Here is a 17893-nt window from a genome sequence, read left to right on the forward strand (position 1 = left end):
CTTCTTTGCTATGCGCTACGTCGGTTGTGCCAAACGGGAGAACTTTAGAGGCACAAGCTGAGTAACGGCAACTGATGGAAATACGGCAAGGGGACTTCGGTCCCCTTGTTTTCATTGAGCTTGTTTTTTGGTTTGAGATATTGTTTTTCGAGCGAATTGGTTTGTTTAGCGCAGAACGAATGACCGTGCCTCAAGTCACGCACCATCTGTAAGACAACAATCATTTGCTAACCAATACTTCCTGATTGTAGGTTTAGCCGAACCAGGTCGGCAACATTACTGACGCCGAGCTTGTCCATCATCCGGGCCTTATGAACCTCAACCGTGCGTGGACTGATACCCAGTTCGGCGGCGATTTCGCGGTTGTGCAGGCCCGCCACGACCCGATCCATCACCTCAAGTTCGCGGGGCGTCAGCGTGGATAGCAGGCGTTCCACCTGGTCCCGGTTCATCACGGCGACGACTTTGGCCTGTTGTCTGGAAAAAGCATCGGCAATGCCGGCCAGCAACTTCTTGTGGTCGATTGGCTTTTCCAGAAAATCGATTGCGAGTGCCCGAAACGCCTCGCGCGCCGACGCCACGTCGCCATGCCCGGTCATGACGATTACCGGCAACTCGCTTCCCAGCCCGGCCAGATGTTTCTGCAGTGCCAAGCCGTCCATGCCCGGCATTCGGATGTCGAGCAGCACACATCCTTGCCATTCCTTCCTGTAGGCCTTCAGGAAGCTCTCCGCATCACCAAAAACAGCCACCCGGTAGTCTTGAATACCGAGCAGCAAACTCAGCGCATCGCGCACGGAAGGATCGTCATCGACGATAAAGACGGTCAGGTTATTAGACATTTTTCACAGACTCATGAATGGGCAGAACGAGCTTGAAGATTCCGTGGTCGGCCACTTCCCCCCAGAGCGTGCCGCCATGGGTTTCGACGATGGCACGGCTGATCACCAGCCCCAGGCCAAGCCCGCTGGATTTTGACGACTGGAAAGGCTCGAAGAGCGTGCCGGCCACCTTGCCGGAGAGACCCGCTCCCGTATCCTCGATAACGACGGAGACGCGGGAGCCCGGCAGCAACTCGCTGTTCAGGCTGACGATACGTTGCACGCAGTCGGCCTGACCTACCGCATCAAAGGCATTGGCCAGCAAGTTGCGCAACACCACTTCCATCTGCAAACGATCGGCCAACAGCACTGCCTCCGGGATTTTCCCGACGTTGAAGGCAATACGCTGTGCGCTCGCTTTCTCCCGATAATGGCGAATGGCCTGATCGACGATCTCAGACAAGCGGACTGACTCCAGCTTGGTGGCACCGGTCCGGAAGAAATCCCGCAATCGCCGAACCACTTCCCCGGCCCGTCCAGACTCCAGCAACATGCCGCGAATGGCCGCATTGAGTCGTTCGCCCTGTTCGCCTCGTTCTAGCAGCATTTCGCAGGATGAGGCATAGGCGGCCAGGGCAGTCAGCGGCTGATTCAGTTCATGTGCCAGGGCGCCGGCCATCTCACCGGCCGCCGCTAGGCGTAGCGTCTGTTTCAGTTCGTCACTGGTGCGGCGTTGTTCATCGACCACGCTGCCAATGAAGAAACCGATCAGGGCCATGGCCAGCGACAGCATTTGCAATTCGGCCAGGGTGACCGCGCTGTAGTTGAGCGTCTGCACGGCAGCGACGACCTCAATTTGCAACAACGAAGCCGAGAGGATCGCACCGGCCATCCCTTGCCGGGCTGAAGCCCAGATGATCGGCAGGAAGAGTAGATAGAACAACTTGAAACCACTGTCGTCGCCGAGGTCAAAAGCTACCCACAGGGCGAGCAGGCTGAGAGCGACGTAGCCTAGCGTTTCCCAGCACAGGATGGATGATCGGAGCAGGACGCGTCCCCGCTCGCTGCTCAACCACCAGAACAGCGGCATCGCCACCGTGATCCCCACGCCGTCACCCACCCAGAATTGCAGTACGCCAGCCTGCCATCCTCCGGCAGGTAATAAGCCCAGAAGATGCAGGCTGGTCAGATAAAGCAGGCTGATCAACAGCGTTCCACCAGCGATCGGTACGATCCACGCGAGAAGGGACACCCGGTCATCCAGCAGGTTGGAAGGCACCAGGCGACGGCGCAGATATTCCCCCAGGGCGATGTAGCCGGCAGCGAGAATCAATGCGGATACAAGGCTGGCCCACCAGGACTGGGGAATGCCGCGCACCAGCCATTCGCTTAATACGACGGTACCGATCAGTGGCAACCATCCGGCTGAGCCTCGGCGCAGCAGGAAGACCAGCCCCAGTGCCGGCGCCGGATTCCACGGCGTAATGTTCAGGCCATGCAAGGGATGGATGAAGCTCGCCGCATCGAGTGCGATGTAGAGTGCGGCGAAACTTACGTGCAGAAAGAGCGTATTCACAATGGGTCTATCAATTGGGTGGGTAACGACCAGCCGCCAGCGTGGCCCAGATGAAGATGCCGTAAATGCCGAACAATAGCAGGCAGCGCTGCCGGGGAATAACTCCGCTGCGATTGGGTGGCAGGCGTAGTAAAGCGGCTATTCCGCAAACCAGGGTCACGGCGATTTCCTGCAAGGGTAAGGTAATCGGATGGAGGGTGGCGGCGACACCCACGATGGCCAGTCCGTTGAACAGGTTGCTGCCGATCAGGGTTCCGACGCCGATATCGTCGTGTCCGCGCAGCCGTGACAGGATAACGGTCACCAATTCCGGCAGCGAAGTGCCGATGGCGACCACCAAGGCGCCGATCACGTAGGTATCGATTCCCAGTGTAGCGGCAATACCCGTGGCACCCATCACGAACAGGCGACCGGCAGCCATTAAGGCCCCCAACCCCAAAGCGCCGAGTCCGAGCGTGGTCAGCGTGCTTGAAGCCGGCGATGAATGCGCTTCGAAAGACTCATGACGACGTTGCAAAGTTGCACGAACGATCAGTCCGAGCCATGTTGAGAACAGCAGAAGGAGGATCAAACCGTCCGCACGGGACAGCTGCCCATCCAAGGCGAGTATCAAGGTCAGTAGCGGTGCCAGAAGCGCCAGTTTGAAATCTCCCCGGAAATCCTCGTTGCTTGGGCGTATGGGGCCGAACCACAAGGCAATCCCGAAGATGAGGGCAATATTGACGACATTGCTGCCGAGTGCATCCCCCAAGCCGATTTCCGGTTGCCCCGAGAGTGCCGCCATCGTCGAGACGGTAAGTTCTGGAGTGGACGTGGCAAAGGCGGCGATGGTCGTAGCTACGAGCGCATTGGGTACCTGGAGCCGCTTGGCTAACGCAATAATGGCCTTGAGGAAGGCTTCTCCGCCGATTGCCGCCAGCCCAACGGCTGCGATGATGGCGACAAGATCGAAAACCGCGATCGGCATGACATGTCCTGACATGGTTCACCCGGCTCCCTCTTGGAACCGGAAGGAATAATTTAACCGAGGCTGCGCAATAAGGCAGTGAGGAGGTCGCGTAGGTGAAACCCGTACGCGCCTCCCGAATTATCGTGAGCGCTGCGGATGGCTATAGTCAGTGCCATCCATAGCCCCTCTGAAATCATGTCCAGCGCCGTCGTCTCGACCCCCGAAATCATTGCTGCCGCGATCTTCGCCATCGCCGTTCTGCATACCTTCTCGACCAAATTCTTCGCCCACCTGGCGCACGTGCAACCGCGTCACGCCGGCTTGTGGCATTTGCTGGCAGAGGTTGAGGTGGTCTTCGGATTCTGGGCCTTTGTGCTGGTTGCGGCGCTTTTCTGGCTTTCCGGCAAGGATGCGGCTGTCGACTATCTGGAGGCGCGCAATTTCACCGAACCGATGTTCGTCTTCGTGATCATGGTTATTGCCGCCAGTCGCCCGATCCTGAATGTCGTCATGACAACTGTACGTCTGATCGCCTCGATGATTCCGATCCAGCGGGCGGTGGCGGTTTACTTCCTCTGCTTGTCAGTTGTGCCGATGCTCGGTTCGTTCATTACCGAACCGGCCGCCATGACCTTGGCAGCACTGATGTTGCGCGATAGCTATTTCCAGCAACACCTGTCGAATCGGCTCAAGTACGCCACGATCGGCTTGTTGTTCGTCAATATTTCCATCGGTGGCACCATGACCAATTTTGCTGCGCCGCCGGTCCTGATGGTGGCCAGCAAGTGGCAATGGGATAGTTTGTTCATGCTTTCCCATTTTGGCTGGAAGGCTGCTTTCGCAGTCTTTGTGAATGCCGCCGTGCTGACCTGGTTTTTCCGGCATGAGATTGCCGCAAAGGGTAAGGCGGATGGTGCAGCCAATCAACCTCATGTCCCGAAAACCGTCGCCGGCATCCATCTCCTGTTCCTGGTCGGCGTCGTTCTGTTCGCTCACCATGCCGTCGTATTCATGGGGCTTTTCCTGTTTTTCCTGGGCTATACCGAGGCCTACAAGCAGCATCAGGACCGACTGATTCTCCGTGAGGGCTTGCTGGTCGCTTTCTTCCTGGCCGGACTAGTGGTGCTTGGTGGATTGCAGCGATGGTGGTTGCAGAGTGCGCTAACCGGTGTCGAACCGACGGTGCTTTATTTCCTGGCCACCGCCTTGACGGCGATCACCGATAACGCAGCGCTGACTTATCTGGCATCGCTGGTGGAAGGTGTCTCGGCGGAATTCAAATACGCCATCGTCGCCGGCGCCGTGACGGGCGGCGGCCTGACCATCATTGCCAACGCGCCCAACCCGGCGGGTGTTGCCATCCTGAAGTCGAGTTTCGACGATGAATCGGTAAGCCCGCTGGGCTTGTTCCTGGCTGCTCTGCCACCAACCTTCGTCGCGATCTTTGCATTCATGGTGTTGTGATGGCCGAAGAAAGCCTGATTCTTCGTTCCCCCTACCTGCAATGGTTGCTTGCGCATCTATTCCCGCGTCTGCGTGAATGGTCGGTGCAGGAGTGGCCGGCGGTTCTGGGCAAGGCACGGCGGATGGAGTTTGACCGACTGGAGCAGATCGCCACCTTGGCGGGGGTCATTGTGGTGGCCTGGCAGGTTGAACCAGTCGCGTCGCTCGGGGCATCGGCACTCATTTCCTATTTGCTGCAGTTCGTCTATCTGGCGCCCGTGCTGCTACTTGTACTGGGGCCTTTCTTCGTACGCCGAATCCGACGAGGCTTGAATGAGGCAGTGCGAAACCGGGGTACCGGCGCTGAGGCAAGAGATGGTCAGCAATAGCCTGATCCTTCGTTCGCCTTACCTGCAATGGCTACTGGTTCAGCTATTTCCAAAGTTGCGTCTGTTTCCGGTCCGCGAATGGCCTGCCGTCCTGAGCAAAGTTCAAGAAGCGGAGTTCGATCAATTCGAGCGTATTGGCATTATTGCAGCGGTGGTGATTTCGGCCTGGTTTCTCCGGCCGGCAGCGGATGCGGAAACCACCGTGCCTTTTGCCTTCCTCTCGCAACTGGTGCTGTCGCTACCACTGCTCCTGATTCTGGCCGGTCCATTTTTCTTGCGCCGGATTCGGCGATGTCTGGATGCCGAAGCCAAGGCCAAAGCTTTGCACGACGGGATAGCGAACTCATCCCAGAAAGGGAACTGACATGGGGAATCTTGCCATCATGAAACACCTGAGTCCTGACCACCCGGCCAAAGCCCTGGTCCGCTTGCTCATCCCGATCGATGCCACCGATGAGTCCCGCTGGGGGCTCGCGTATGCCTCGCGCCTCGCCAGGGCCGGTGTTCAGGTGGAGGTCTGTCTGCTGTTCGTTGCCGAGCCCGTTCGAAACTGGGAGGTTTTGCGCTTCTACACCGAAGACGAGGTACGCAAACACTTTCAGGAGCGTTCGGCGATTTTCCTGGGCGAAGCTGAGAAAATCCTTTCCGAGGCCGGGATCACCAGTCGAACCTATTTCCGCGAAGCAGATGCCGTAGGCGGCGTAATCGACATGGCCGAAGAACTGAACTGCTCGGAAGTCGTCGTGCCGAGGACGCACTGGCTAGGGCTCTTCCCTTCCGGGCTGGGTCCAAAACTGATTAACCGACATTGCACCATCCCCGTCACACTGATCAACGCGGATGGCTCTACCGAAGTTTGACCGACCACGATTCCCTCGTGGAGGAAGTTTTTGAGGCGGGCAACCGCCTCCTTTTTTTATGAACCACAGTTTTTTAGATATAGCCCGGATTCAATGGCGGCGCCTGTTGGCACCTCTTGATCCGATCTTGTTTGCACTCGCGTTCGTGCTGCTGGCCTACGCCTCAGTCATTCTTGTCAGCGCTTCGCCGCAGCGCCTCCAGGCACATGCACTGAACCTTGGCGTGGCTCTCGTCTGTCTGGTGGTCGCTGCGCATACGCCGCCACAACGTTTGAGGGCTATGGCCCCTTGGCTATATCTGGTCGGAATTGTATTGCTGGTCGCCGTAGCGCTATTTGGTGATGTGTCGAAAGGCGCCCGCCGCTGGCTCAACCTTGGTTTTGCCCGGGTGCAGCCATCAGAGATACTGAAAATTGCCATGCCACTTATGCTGGCCTGGTTTTATCACCAGCGCGATGCGGTTGCGAGCAGTCGTGATCATGCCTTAGCGCTGCTCATGCTTATCGTTCCAGTGCTACTGATTGCCCGTCAGCCGGACCTCGGAACAGGAATATTGGTTTTTCTGTCCGGATTTTTTGTGTTGTTCTTCGCCGGAATTCCGTGGAAATGGATCGCTCCATTGGTGGTCGCTGGTATCGCACTCATCCTGACGCTTCTGATCTTCGGGGATACGCTGTGCCAAAAGGACTATGCCTGGCCGTTGCTCAAGGAGTATCAGAAGCACCGGGTTTGCACCATGCTGAACCCAACCTCCGATCCGCTGGGTAAGGGGTTTCACATCATCCAGTCAATCATTGCTGTGGGCTCAGGCGGTCTCTGGGGAAAAGGCTGGGGCATGGGAACCCAGGCGCAACTGGATTTCCTTCCCGAGCGGCATACCGATTTCATTTTTGCCGTGCTTGCCGAAGAGTTCGGGCTGGCCGGGGCTTTGACGCTGCTGGTGTTGTACCTGTTGGTGATTGCCCGTGGCCTGAGTATTTCAATGGGAGCCAAGGACCGGTTTGGTCGATATCTGGCCGGAAGCCTGACCTTGGGGGTATTTGCCTACGCTTTCGTCAACATGGGCATGGTGACAGGCCTGCTGCCTGTCGTCGGCGTACCGCTGCCGTTCGTGAGCTACGGCGGTACCGCGCTTGTCATCTTGAGCATTTCTCTCGGCATGCTGATGTCGGTTGCCAGCCAGAGAACGCTTGCCAAAAAGACTGTTTAGGGAAGGACAGACCATGCGCTTTCGGCGGCGAAAAAAACAGGATGATCCGGAGATAAATCTGGTGGCGATGATCGATGTGTTGCTTGTTCTGATCATCTTCCTGATGCTCACGACGACGTATACCAAGTTCTCGGGAGCGAAAATTGATCTGCCAATGGCGGAACGGAGCGTGCCACCTGCAAAGCCAGAGTCAGTTGAGATAAGCATCTCGATTTCTGGAACACTGTTTGTCAATACAGAAGCGCTACCTGACAGCCGCATTGAAACAGTCGCAAGCGCCCTGAAATCGAACGCTGGCAATAACGCGGATGCCATCATCGTCATCAATGCCGATGCGAAAGCACCGCACCAAAGTGTTATCGATGTGATGCAGGCTGCTCAATCGGCTGGATTTGCTCGTATTTCGTTCGCCACTCAAAACGGAGTTCGCTAAGTAAATAGCCTTTCACAGTTCACTGATTCGCAGCTTTTTTCCGGAAACGCATGCGGCCAGTTCAGGATTCCTTCATGTTCATCGCCATAGGCTGACTGGCGGATCAGTGACGACTGCTTGCAGGATGTCGCTACGCGATATGAAACCCACCAAGTTTGAACTTTGATCAATGATTGGAACACCGGCGACCCCGTGGCTAAGCATCACGGCGGCAATTCGACGAATGTCGGTTACGGCTGCGGCAGCTATGACGGGCGAGGTCATCACATCGCGCACCTGGCGGCTTAATGACTCAACAACCCGGCCCGCATCGATATTGATACCGGTTAACAGGTCCCGTTCGCTGACGATGCCGACCAACCTTGATCTATCGTCCATAACCGGAGCCTGATGGATGCGATTTTTGCTCAATACCTGCCAGGCGTATGCAAGGGAATCGCCGTCAGAAAGGGTAATGACCGCACGTTGCATGATATGGCCAGCGTGATAGAGAGGCCCACGCTCTATGTCTGGGGGAAGCATCCTGCGGTAGGCGGTTACAGCAGCCTGTTGTGATGGTGTACTCTTGAGTTCGAGGGCCAAGGCACTATCGTCGCGTACAATCTTTGGTGTCGATTGAATCCTATCAAGGGCATGAATGCGGTCCATTTCCTCCAGCGTTCCACTGAAGGTCACACCTGTCACTCCATAGACGGTGAACATGATCTTTCATCCTCGTCGACTGCCTAAGAAAGGTCCGGATGTTTGCCTTTTACGCAGATCACCGGGACATTCGCCATTACTTGAATTGCATCGAAATATGACTCACCCGATAATTTTTAGTATGGCTCAGGTAACAACTGGATTTCCAGTTTTCCCTCCTTGCCGGTCTTGGTTTGGCTGTTCTTGAAGCGCTAACGAATCATAAAAACCCACTCTTGGCACAACAGAGCAAGGCCAGAACAGACCCTCTCACTCAACCAGCTTCCAACACTTCTGCTCCATGCCGTTGGCGCAGCTTCAACTGTTTTTTCTTTTTCCTTCCGGCCAAAGCCGAAGGCGTTTCAACGAATCGGAAAAATATTTCAGCAGCAACAATACTCGCTATGAACGCTACAAGTAGGCCAATTGCCGCTTCGGTCGGACCAGTCCAATTGAGCTTCGCCCATAGTGTCGCCACCAAGAGAAGGACAGGAAAGTGAACCAGGAAAAGGCTATATGAGATATCTCCCAATCGGCGAACCAAACCGAACTTGACGGGGAGTTTGTTGTGACCAGTCGTTTCGGCAAGAAAGACAATCAGGCCCACCGCAGAAGCGATACCAAGTCTCCAGCGCCATTCATACAACATGGCGACAAGGAGTAATAGCAGATAGAGCCAGAATTCGAGTTTCAATCCAACCCGCTCCCGGCTACGCTGAATGACGACACCGAAGAAGAAGTACGGGAAAAAGTAGAGAAACCAGTTATCCCACTGTTCATCCAGATTGAAGTAGAACAGCGAAGCGATAGAGATGCCCCATCCAAGAAGGCCGCACAAGTCGACTTTTCGATGAATGATGGAATCTCGAATCCATAGCAACACGACATAGGCGAAGCACATCTGAAAGTTGATGCAGACAAACCACAGCCCAGCCGAAAGTTGCTCATAGCCAAGCACTCCTTGCAGGAAGAAGAGGTGGGCAAGAAACTGGGGGATGGATATCGGCTGGCCGAGGACTTCATCGGGAACCCACCCTCTCGCTAAAGTTAGGATGGGGATTGTCATTACAATCACGGCAACATAGGGTATGCCCAGCCGGAGATAGCGGCTCACCATGAATGCACTCACACCACGTAGCGTCCATTTGTGATGGGCCAGGCTGCGAGCCAGTACATACCCGCCGATCACGAAAAATACCTGGGTTGCCCTGGCATGCTCTTGCAGCCAATCCAGCGGATCGCCGAGAAGCGGCGACGCCCATTCGCGAAGTGGGGGATAGATGGCATAGTGATGCCAAAGAATTGTGATGGCTGCAACAGCTCGAAGGAGCGTGATGAGTGAAAGGCTCTCCCCGTTTTTGCTGTCTGCTTGCCGATACTTTTGTTCAGAACTGCCGAGTAAGAACAAGCCACACCCTTTCCGTACTGCTTTGTTTCGAATCGAAGGGCGGAATTTTAGTCAGGTGGGGTTTTGGAAGCTATGCGGGCGAGCCGTAAGTGAATCACTTATCCCCAAGCAAATGAACATCAAAGTGTCGTAATGACTAAACCTAAAGCCACCACTACCGCTCCGATCAGTCTTCGACCCCAGTCTTGGCGTTCCTTGAACCACGTTAGCGAGATGATGCAGGCAATCACGATGCCGCCGTTCGTATAGGTGACAACTTCCGCTGACGGGAGAGTTCGCATCGCATGAATGACCAGTGCGTAAGCTGTGCCAATGCATAGCCCACCAACGAGCATGGCTGTCGTGTTGATTCGCTTTTCTGGCACCCAGTGCCCGGTTTTCTGCTTCATCGTCCACGAGATGCTGAGCCAGGCAGCAAAGTAGCCAATCGACACAAAGCCGATCAGGCCGTCAAATCCGGGAACGCTTCCTGTAGCGGCTTTGTCGCTCAATGAATAAATGCTGGTCGCCAGCATCGCCACGAAAGCCCATGGCAGTGCTTTTCGGTCGGCAGCATTGCGCAACGCACTCCAGGACAGTAGCCAGAGCCCGATAACACTGACGCCGATCCCCAGCCAAACATTGGTACTTAGTGACTCTCCCGTGAGCAGCACACTCCATAGCGCTATTAGTAGCGGCGAACTGCGGACCAGCGGATAAACCAGTGCCACGGGTGCGTGTTCGTACGCCTTGCGCAAGCCCCAGAAATAAATCACGTTGGCTACCGCCGACATGGCCAGCAACCCAGCAAAAGTCGGCGTCCACGTGACGCTGGCAATCAGGGCTGGAAGCCCGATTGGGCCGAGCAGGAGCAGATGCGCCAACAGCACCCACCACAACGGAAAGGCATCAGCGGGCTGTCGTCGGGCAATGAGATTCCAGGTCACGTGCATGCCCACTGAAACCGCCACAGCGAGCATCGCTTCACTCATTCCCGGCGCCCAGTTCAGCCACTTCGCCATCGGTGGCTATCGATACCCCAAGCGGCAAAGGCAAACCATCGTTGGACAACTGCCAGTCGTCGAAAGTATGTCCGATATGGGTCAGCCAGGCATGGTTTGGCCGCAGGCGATCGATGATGTCCAGTGCCGCCTGCCAATCGTTGTGATTTTTAGGCGTACTTCCCGGAGGAAACGAGCAATCGATGGCCAGGTCATGCGCGCCCCAAGCGCACAACCATTCCTCCGTTTTGGGTGGCAAGCCGAGGGTATCGGTCAGGTAGGCAAAGCGGCTACCATCAGGCCCTTCTATGGCGTAGCCGACGGTCGGTTTTGAATGGATCAGTGGCAGGGGTGTTAGGCGACAATCGCCCACCTGAAAACTTTCGAATTTCTCGGCTGTATTGAATCGCAGCACGCCGGGATTACGATACAGGTCGGCACAGCCCTCCGTATCGGGTGGCCCCCAGACCTCGATATCCTGTCCGACGCCCCAGCGAATGTGAAATAAGCCTTGCACATGATCGGGATGGAAATGCGTCAGTGCAATGGCGTTCAGACTGCCTGATGGGAAGCGATGGCCGAGATCCATCAGACCCGCATCAAGCAGAATGCAGGTCGTCCCGGTTTCGATAAAGGCGCAGCACGGTTGCCGAGTAGCGCCAGGTTGATCGGTGGCCCGCTTACAAGCGCGGCAAGAGCATCCGTACAGTGGAACACCACCAGCCGCACCAGTCCCGAGAAAGCTTATGCGCATGCCAACGCTCTGCTGTGCGACTGAATCAAACTGACCAGCGCATCACCGGCCGTATCGAGTGAGCTTTCATTGCGGATAATTTCCGAGAAGCAACCACGAAGCCGTAATTCCCGATTACGTTGCAGACGCTGCTCGATTTCTTCCGGTGTTTCGCGGGAACGGGCACTGAGGCGATCACGCAAAGTCTCCTCGGAGACTTCAATCAACACCGGAAGAAGTTCCGGATAGCGTTGGCGTGCTGAAGACAAATACTCTCGTGAACCATTCACTACGACCGTAACCCCCTTAGCCAACCATTGATTGATCTCGATACCGATACCGTAGCGGAGGCCATGGCTTTGCCAATGCAGTGCAAACAAGTTTGACTGGTTACGCGCGGCAAACTCGTCCGGGGACAGGGCGACGTGGTTTTCTCCGCCGGCATCCGCCAGACGGGTAATGTAGCGGTGGGCAAAACAGATGCCGGGGTGCTTCGCCAGTTTTTCGCGGGCGTATTGCATCAGGCTGTCCTTGCCACTGCCCGATGCGCCGACGACATAGATCAGAGGGGCTTTCACTGGACGGCTCCTCAGGCGTGGTCAAAATGCGCGGTCAAGGCCGGCTTGCCGCCAGACCAGACCCGCTCGGCCTGCGGCAAGCCCCCCAACTGCTTGACGGCGATCAGGTCAGCGCGTTTGCCCACGGCGATTTCGCCGCGATCCGACAATCCGGCAGCGCGTGCCGGATTGCGGGTGACCAGCGCAACCGCCTGTGGCAACGTGATGCCGGCCAGTTCCGGCAGGCGCATGACGGAAGGCAGGAGTGCCGCCGGTGAATAGTCGCCGCACAAGCAATCGGCTACCCCGGCTAGCACGGCATCAAGGGCGCGCATGTTGCCCGATTGCGATTTGCCACGCAGGATGTTGGGTGCGCCGAACAAGGTGGAAAGTCCTTGTGCCTGCGCCGCCTGAGCCGTCTCCAGATTGATCGGGAACTCGGAGACAACAGCCCCCAGCGCCTTGACGGCAGCGACCTTGGCCGGCGAATCGTCGTCATGGCTGGCAATGGCGACACCCAGCGCACGCGCTTCATCGGCCAGCGTTTGCATGCGGCCCAACGCACCCTGAGCCGCATCGGCCTTTCGTTTGAGAATGTCGTCGAGCGCCGCTTCGTCTGTTTTGTAGGTCTTGGCAAGATATTGGCGGTAGGCCTCGACATCCCTGAATTGCCCCTGGCCCGGGCTGTGATCCATGAAAGAAATCAGGTGGGCCAGCCCATCGGCCAGAAGCGCCGACAGATAAGGTGGCGCCGTCTCGTCGGTGATCTCGTAGCGCGCGTGAACCCGGTTGTCGATCAAGGCATGCGGCTGCCAGTCATGAATGGCGCGGGCAATCTCGGCGGCAAAGGCATTATTCCTGACACCCAGTTCATGATTGGCGAAGGAAAGGGCATGAAAAACCGTGGTGATACCAGCGGCAGCATTGCGTTTGTCCGCCTGGGCACAGGCGAAATCCAGCGGAAAATGTACGCCAGGCCGGGGTTCAACTTCTTTCTCCAGCGCGTCGCAATGCAGGTCGATCAGACCGGGCATCAGGATGCGGCCGGCGAGATTCATTTCCAAGGCGCCGGTTGTGGTTTCAGGGTCAATGGCGACGATCCGGTCGCCTTCGATCAGTACGGCAAGATCGTTGCGGGTTTCATTGGCCAGCACGACGCTGGCGTGGGTTAGCAGAATACGGTTCATGATGCACAAGTCTCCAGAAGGTCGGACACAGCAACGGGCGGCGCCAGTTCGGTCACACGGTCGCCAAGTCGGTGGACCAGGTCGGGATGATGAAAAATGGCGAGCATGGCAACACCCTCGCGCTTGATGGCTTGCAGCAAATCCACCACGCGGTCCGTTGTTGCGGGGTCGAGACTCGCGGTCGGTTCGTCAAGTAGCAGCAGCCGTGGGCGGGCGATCAAGCCTCGCGCCAGATTGATGCGCTGCTTCTCTCCACCTGAAAAGGTTGCTGGCGGTACTGCCCACAGTCGCTCGGGTACATTGAGCAGTGACAGCAGTTCGCGGGCCTTGGCGAGTGCTATCTCCCGGGTTTCTCCACGCGTAATCAAAGGCTCGGCAACGACATCGAGTGCCGATTTGCGTGGCAGGCAGTGAAGAAACTGCGTCACAAAGCCGATTTCGGCATGGCGCAACTGGAGCATCTGGTGCTCCGAAACCTGGGCCAGATCAATCCGGTGCCCCCCGATATCCTGGTACAGAATGCGTCCGCTACTCGGCAAGTAGGTGCGATAAACGCACTTCAACACCGAGGATTTGCCGGCCCCGGTCGGGCCGACCAGTGCCGTCAGTTGCCCGGCATGAACGGATAGATCGACGTTGGCGCAAGAGGGGATGAGCTTGTTCTGGTCATGCAACAGAAAATGCTTGCTCAATCCCTCGATTTTCAGAATGGCTTCCATGGCTAGTTCCTCACAAAGCGGATGCCACCAGCCGCTGCGTATAGGCGTGCTGGGGATCTTCAAGAATCTGATCGGTCAGGCCGGTCTCGATGATGCGGCCGTACTTCATGACAATCGTTCGTCCGGCCAGCAGGCGAATGACGCCAAGGTCATGAGTCACGACGATCATGGCCGTGTTCAACTCCTGCTGGATTTCAAGAATCAGGTCGAGAATGCGGGCCTGCACCGACAAATCCAGGCCGGTCGTCACCTCGTCGAGATAGAGCAAGGGCGGTTGTGTCGCCAGCGCCTTGGCGATCTGAACCCGCTGCTGCATCCCGCCGGAAAACTTCTTGGGCGATTCGTCCATCCGCTCCGGGAGGACTTCGGTGCGGGCGAGCAAGCGACGCGCCCGATCGCGGATTTCACCGTAATGGGTGTGATCGCTCATCAGCAGACGTTCCGCGATGTTGCCACCCGCCGAGACGTTGAAATTGAGTCCCAGGTGCGGGTTTTGATAAACCATGCCCAGCCGGTGATTGCGCAGCCAACGCTGCTCGGCCGCGTTCAGGGCAAACAGGTTCCATTGCCGTGCTTCATCGAAGACGACGGCTTCTCCGGCACTCGGCGCATCGTCGAAATAAAGCGTTTTGACGACAGTTGATTTGCCGCTGCCAGACTCGCCCATGATGCCGAGAATTTCGCCTGCGTGCAGGTCGAAACTCACGCCATGCGCGGCAACGACCGAACCGCATTGCGGACAGATGTTGGTATCCGCCTCGGGGCCTGTGTTTTCTATGCAAGCGGGGCAGCCTCGACCATGAATCTTGGTCAGGTTGCGGACTTCCAGGATTTTTTTCATGCACTCACCTCGTGTGCCGGCTCAGCCAGTCGTTGGTTGCAGTAGTCGGAATCCGAGCACTGCCACGTTTTGCTGCCGTCATCAGCGATCAGTTCATCAAGGAAGCTGTTCGTCGCACCGCAACGGCAACAAGGGCGACGGCTGCCGTGTTCGTCACGGAAATCCTCGGTCCTGAATGGCACGTCGTCGAACACCAGCGGCTCCGCCACGCTATAAGGTGGGACGGCATAGATTTTCTTTTCCCGTCCGGCACCCAGCAGGATCAGCGCCTTTGAGCGATGCAGGCGCGGAATGTCGTAACGGGGAATCGGGCTGGGGTCGATGACATAGTGACCATTGATGCGTGTCGGGTAGCGGTGCGAAATGGTGATTTCGTCAAACTGCACGATGTCCTCGTACAACTTGGTCAGCAGCCGCGAATAGTCGCCTTCGCCATGCATGACCTTGCGCTTGGCTTCGGAGGGTTCGACCACGACCAGCGGATCGGGGTAAGGAACTTGCAAAACCAGTACCTGCTCTTCCGTCAGTTGAACTTCTGGAATCCGGTGACGGGACTGGATGAGCGTCGCTTCGCTCGTCTGCTCCGTGGTATCGACACCCGGGCAGGTCAGTTCGACAAAGTGGCGAAGATTGACGGCATTGACCGAATCATCCGATCCCTGGTCGATGACCTTCAGCGTGTCGTCGGTGCCGATCAAGGATAGTGTCAGTTGCAGGCCACCGGTGCCAAAGCCTCGTCCCATCGGCATCTCGCGCGAGGCGTACGGCGTCTGGTAACCGGGGATGGCGATGGCTTTCAGGATGGTGCGCCGGACTTCGCGCTTGGCGAATTCATCGAGAAAGCCAAAGCTGTAGTTCGCCTCGTCCAGCGGTAGTTCATAGGTGGAATTCACGCTTTTTCTCCCTGGCGCGGTGCTTGGCTCTGGCTGGCTTTTGCCTGCGTCGTTCGCAGACGATCCATGTCGGACTGGAAGGTCACGTAATGCGGCATCTTGTAGTGGCTGGCGAAGCCCATCGAATCGACGCCATCGACATGCAGCAGCACGAACTCCGGATCTTCGGAGGGATTGCGTGGGCCGTCGCGCATGCCCTTTTGCAGTGCCCGGTCGAGGATGGCCATGGCAATCGCCTTGACCTCGTTATGACCGAAACAAGCCCCGTAGCCGAGCGTGAAGACCGGCGGAGCATCGCTATCGGCGCTTTCATACATCGCCACCACCTCGCACTCGGTGATCAGCACCTCGCCGGCTTCGATCAGTTCTCCGGTAACTGGATGAGGAAGCATCACCGGCAGATAACCGACACGTAGTTCGGCAATGGTCGGGTGTACGTCGCCATAACCGCGCATGTTGGAATAGGCAATCGCCAGCAAAGAACCGGTTTCCGCCCGGGCCATGGTCGCCAGCGCCGCCGAACGCGGTACCGGGAAGACCAGCGGGTCACGGGTGATGTCAAACGGCACCTCGCATTGCCCCTCAAGTGGCGGCAACAAGCCTTCGGCACGCAGCGCATCAACCACCTTCGGAAAGTTGTCCGGCAGGTCGGGCTCCGCTATGTCGTCCAGAAACTCCCGCGCTACCCGGCGGAATGCCTCGGGCGATTCGTCGGCCAGATCAAGTCGCATCAGGCGCAAGGCATAATCGCTGGTCGGGCCGAGCATCTGGCCGCCAGGAATATCCTTGAAGGCACTGGAAATGCGCCGGATCAACCGCATCCGTCCGGTGTCCTGAACAGGCGCTTCGAGCAGGCGCGGTTTGGTCGAGCGGTAGGCGCGCAGCGCAAAAGCTGCTTCCAGCGTGTCGCCCTGCATCTGCTTGATGGCCAGCGCCGCCAGACGCGGGTGATACAAGCCGCCTTCCGAGACGATCCGCGAAGTCAGCAAGCGTAGTTGATTTTCGATGGTAGCCAGCGACAACGGTGTTCCCGCTTCGCCCTCGGCGGTACGCAGGGCTTCCAGCGTCGCCTCGGCACCCCGGATGGCGCGGCCGCCACCCTTGATTGCAACATAACCCATTATCGGGCTCCTTTCGCTGTGACGCGAGTCGTACGAGGCAGCCCCAGCACCTGCCGTTCGGTGACGACGATCATGTCCACACCCAGCGGAAAGCCGCTGTTCCATTGCTCACGCTTTTGCCACCAGTCTGGATCAATGCCCTGGATGCATACCGTCGATTTATCAGGAATACCCGGTCCGGATAGATACACTTGAGCACCGGCAGTGAAGCTGTCGGCGATGACGATGATGGTTGCGGCCTGTTCCGGATTTTCCAGGCTGCCTAGTGCGGGCAGGAAATCGGGGGGGCACTGACCCGAAAGAACAATGAACTGCGCCTTCTCTGGGCTACATAGCTTGGCACCGAGACGCCGATGCTCATCGTCACCCAGCACGGCATGGGGGTCCGCCAAGCTGACCTCCCGATCGACCAGCGTGGCCAGCAGCAGGGGCAAGGCATGCTCCGCCTCTGTTTCCAGCGTGCAGATGCGACCCGGATAGGAAAAGCAGGTCATGATCTGTCGAAACGCTGCCTGCTGACGCGCCGGGGTCCAATCTGACTTGGCCGAACGCGCGGTGAGTTGTTGTTCAAGCATCGTCGTCCTCCTCGTCGGCGGTGCCGAGCAAAGAGAAATCAACACGGGTTGCGGCCAGCAATTTCTGACGGTCGACCGCGATTTCCTGTGTTTTTTTGGCACCCGCACACAGCAGATCGTGCGCCGATTCGCTGCCGGGAAGAGCAGCTGCCAGCGCGCCATCCAAAATAGCCAAGGTGCGAGCGAGACTCGCCCGGTCATCCATCAGGATGGCTGCGCCCTCCACCGAACGGCCTTGCTTGTCCGCAATACGGACGTGGGCACGCGCCAGTGGAATTTCGCCGAGGAAGTAGGCTTCGCCGAGCGCACCGTCATTGAGCGGCAGCAGACCCAAGCCGGATTGCGGCAGTTCGAGATCATCGATCTCGTAGCGGCTGCTCAGGGCTGCGGCAACCGTCCGTAACTGATCCGCCGGTAAAGCAGTCCACAGCCGCAGCCATTGACTGCGAGGAATATCCTGGTTTGTCATCATGGACAAGACCTCCGATTTATAGAGATGTCTAGATATGTTGGTTTA

General features: G+C 57.4%; 21 protein-coding genes. 6 read left to right on the top strand and 15 right to left on the bottom strand.

The window, feature by feature from the left end:
- Positions 1–227: 227 nt before the first annotated feature.
- Genes AC07TV_RS02385 through AC07TV_RS02395 form a run of 3 tightly spaced genes read right to left on the bottom strand, consistent with a single transcriptional unit; the run spans position 228 to position 3364 of the window.
- Complete coding sequence (locus AC07TV_RS02385; protein ID WP_494646796.1) at positions 228–842, bottom strand: response regulator transcription factor; 615 nt, start codon at positions 840–842, stop codon at positions 228–230.
- Positions 835–2397: an ATP-binding protein gene (locus AC07TV_RS02390; RefSeq protein WP_494646797.1), complete on the bottom strand. Its 1563-nt coding sequence runs from the start codon at positions 2395–2397 to the stop codon at positions 835–837. The genes AC07TV_RS02385 and AC07TV_RS02390 overlap by 8 nt, the downstream gene beginning before the upstream one ends.
- A gap of 10 nt (positions 2398–2407) precedes the next feature.
- A complete protein-coding gene (locus AC07TV_RS02395) occupies positions 2408–3364 on the bottom strand; it encodes a calcium/sodium antiporter (RefSeq protein WP_494646798.1) in 957 nt (318 codons plus the stop codon).
- Between the two features lie 177 nt (positions 3365–3541).
- On the opposite strand from AC07TV_RS02395, the gene AC07TV_RS02400 reads away from it, so the two are divergent.
- Genes AC07TV_RS02400 through AC07TV_RS02425 form a run of 6 tightly spaced genes read left to right on the top strand, consistent with a single transcriptional unit; the run spans position 3542 to position 7681 of the window.
- A complete protein-coding gene (locus AC07TV_RS02400; protein ID WP_494646799.1) occupies positions 3542–4810 on the top strand; it encodes a putative Na+/H+ antiporter in 1269 nt (422 codons plus the stop codon).
- Complete coding sequence (locus AC07TV_RS02405; RefSeq protein ID WP_494646800.1) at positions 4810–5178, top strand: hypothetical protein; 369 nt, start codon at positions 4810–4812, stop codon at positions 5176–5178. Before AC07TV_RS02400 ends, AC07TV_RS02405 begins: the two co-directional genes overlap by 1 nt.
- Positions 5165–5542 carry a hypothetical protein gene (locus AC07TV_RS02410; protein WP_494646801.1) on the top strand — a complete coding sequence of 126 codons (378 nt, stop codon included), beginning with the start codon at positions 5165–5167 and terminating at the stop codon, positions 5540–5542. The genes AC07TV_RS02405 and AC07TV_RS02410 overlap by 14 nt, the downstream gene beginning before the upstream one ends.
- A 1-nt stretch (position 5543) precedes the next feature.
- A complete protein-coding gene (locus tag AC07TV_RS02415; protein ID WP_494646802.1) occupies positions 5544–6038 on the top strand; it encodes a universal stress protein in 495 nt (164 codons plus the stop codon).
- A gap of 58 nt (positions 6039–6096) precedes the next feature.
- Positions 6097–7248 carry a rod shape-determining protein RodA gene (gene rodA / locus AC07TV_RS02420; RefSeq protein ID WP_494646803.1) on the top strand — a complete coding sequence of 384 codons (1152 nt, stop codon included), beginning with the start codon at positions 6097–6099 and terminating at the stop codon, positions 7246–7248.
- Positions 7249–7261: 13 nt separating this feature from the next.
- Positions 7262–7681 (top strand): ExbD/TolR family protein, encoded by a 420-nt coding sequence (locus tag AC07TV_RS02425; RefSeq protein ID WP_494646804.1) that lies wholly within the window; start codon positions 7262–7264, stop codon positions 7679–7681.
- Between the two features lie 78 nt (positions 7682–7759).
- On the opposite strand, the gene AC07TV_RS02430 is transcribed toward AC07TV_RS02425, so the two are convergent.
- The 12 genes from AC07TV_RS02430 to phnG form a co-directional block, all read right to left on the bottom strand.
- Complete coding sequence (locus AC07TV_RS02430; RefSeq protein ID WP_494646805.1) at positions 7760–8383, bottom strand: CBS domain-containing protein; 624 nt, start codon at positions 8381–8383, stop codon at positions 7760–7762.
- A 253-nt stretch (positions 8384–8636) separates the two neighbouring features.
- A complete protein-coding gene (locus AC07TV_RS02435; RefSeq protein WP_494646806.1) occupies positions 8637–9770 on the bottom strand; it encodes an acyltransferase family protein in 1134 nt (377 codons plus the stop codon).
- A 119-nt stretch (positions 9771–9889) separates the two neighbouring features.
- Positions 9890–10741 carry an EamA family transporter gene (locus tag AC07TV_RS02440; protein WP_494646807.1) on the bottom strand — a complete coding sequence of 284 codons (852 nt, stop codon included), beginning with the start codon at positions 10739–10741 and terminating at the stop codon, positions 9890–9892.
- Complete coding sequence (gene phnP, locus AC07TV_RS02445) at positions 10734–11504, bottom strand: phosphonate metabolism protein PhnP (protein WP_494646808.1); 771 nt, start codon at positions 11502–11504, stop codon at positions 10734–10736. The genes AC07TV_RS02440 and phnP overlap by 8 nt, the downstream gene beginning before the upstream one ends.
- Complete coding sequence (gene phnN, locus AC07TV_RS02450) at positions 11495–12061, bottom strand: phosphonate metabolism protein/1,5-bisphosphokinase (PRPP-forming) PhnN (RefSeq protein WP_494646809.1); 567 nt, start codon at positions 12059–12061, stop codon at positions 11495–11497. The genes phnP and phnN overlap by 10 nt, the downstream gene beginning before the upstream one ends.
- 11 nt (positions 12062–12072) lie before the next feature.
- Entirely contained in the window at positions 12073–13227 is a 1155-nt protein-coding gene (locus AC07TV_RS02455; RefSeq protein WP_494646810.1) for an alpha-D-ribose 1-methylphosphonate 5-triphosphate diphosphatase, read from the bottom strand.
- A complete protein-coding gene (gene phnL / locus AC07TV_RS02460) occupies positions 13224–13946 on the bottom strand; it encodes a phosphonate C-P lyase system protein PhnL (RefSeq protein WP_494646811.1) in 723 nt (240 codons plus the stop codon). The genes AC07TV_RS02455 and phnL overlap by 4 nt, the downstream gene beginning before the upstream one ends.
- A gap of 10 nt (positions 13947–13956) precedes the next feature.
- Entirely contained in the window at positions 13957–14787 is an 831-nt protein-coding gene (locus tag AC07TV_RS02465) for an ATP-binding cassette domain-containing protein (protein ID WP_494646812.1), read from the bottom strand.
- The gene (locus AC07TV_RS02470) at positions 14784–15680 is read right to left on the bottom strand and encodes an alpha-D-ribose 1-methylphosphonate 5-phosphate C-P-lyase PhnJ (RefSeq protein WP_494646813.1); all 897 of its coding nucleotides are present in this window, start codon (positions 15678–15680) and stop codon (positions 14784–14786) included. The genes AC07TV_RS02465 and AC07TV_RS02470 overlap by 4 nt, the downstream gene beginning before the upstream one ends.
- Positions 15677–16801 (bottom strand): carbon-phosphorus lyase complex subunit PhnI, encoded by a 1125-nt coding sequence (locus AC07TV_RS02475; RefSeq protein WP_494646814.1) that lies wholly within the window; start codon positions 16799–16801, stop codon positions 15677–15679. The genes AC07TV_RS02470 and AC07TV_RS02475 overlap by 4 nt, the downstream gene beginning before the upstream one ends.
- Positions 16801–17376: a phosphonate C-P lyase system protein PhnH gene (phnH, locus tag AC07TV_RS02480; RefSeq protein WP_494646815.1), complete on the bottom strand. Its 576-nt coding sequence runs from the start codon at positions 17374–17376 to the stop codon at positions 16801–16803. The genes AC07TV_RS02475 and phnH overlap by 1 nt, the downstream gene beginning before the upstream one ends.
- Positions 17369–17848: a phosphonate C-P lyase system protein PhnG gene (gene phnG, locus AC07TV_RS02485; RefSeq protein WP_494646816.1), complete on the bottom strand. Its 480-nt coding sequence runs from the start codon at positions 17846–17848 to the stop codon at positions 17369–17371. Before phnG ends, phnH begins: the two co-directional genes overlap by 8 nt.
- Between the last annotated feature and the right edge of the window lie 45 nt (positions 17849–17893).

This window comes from Azonexus sp. GW821-FHT04F04, from assembly GCF_059420025.1.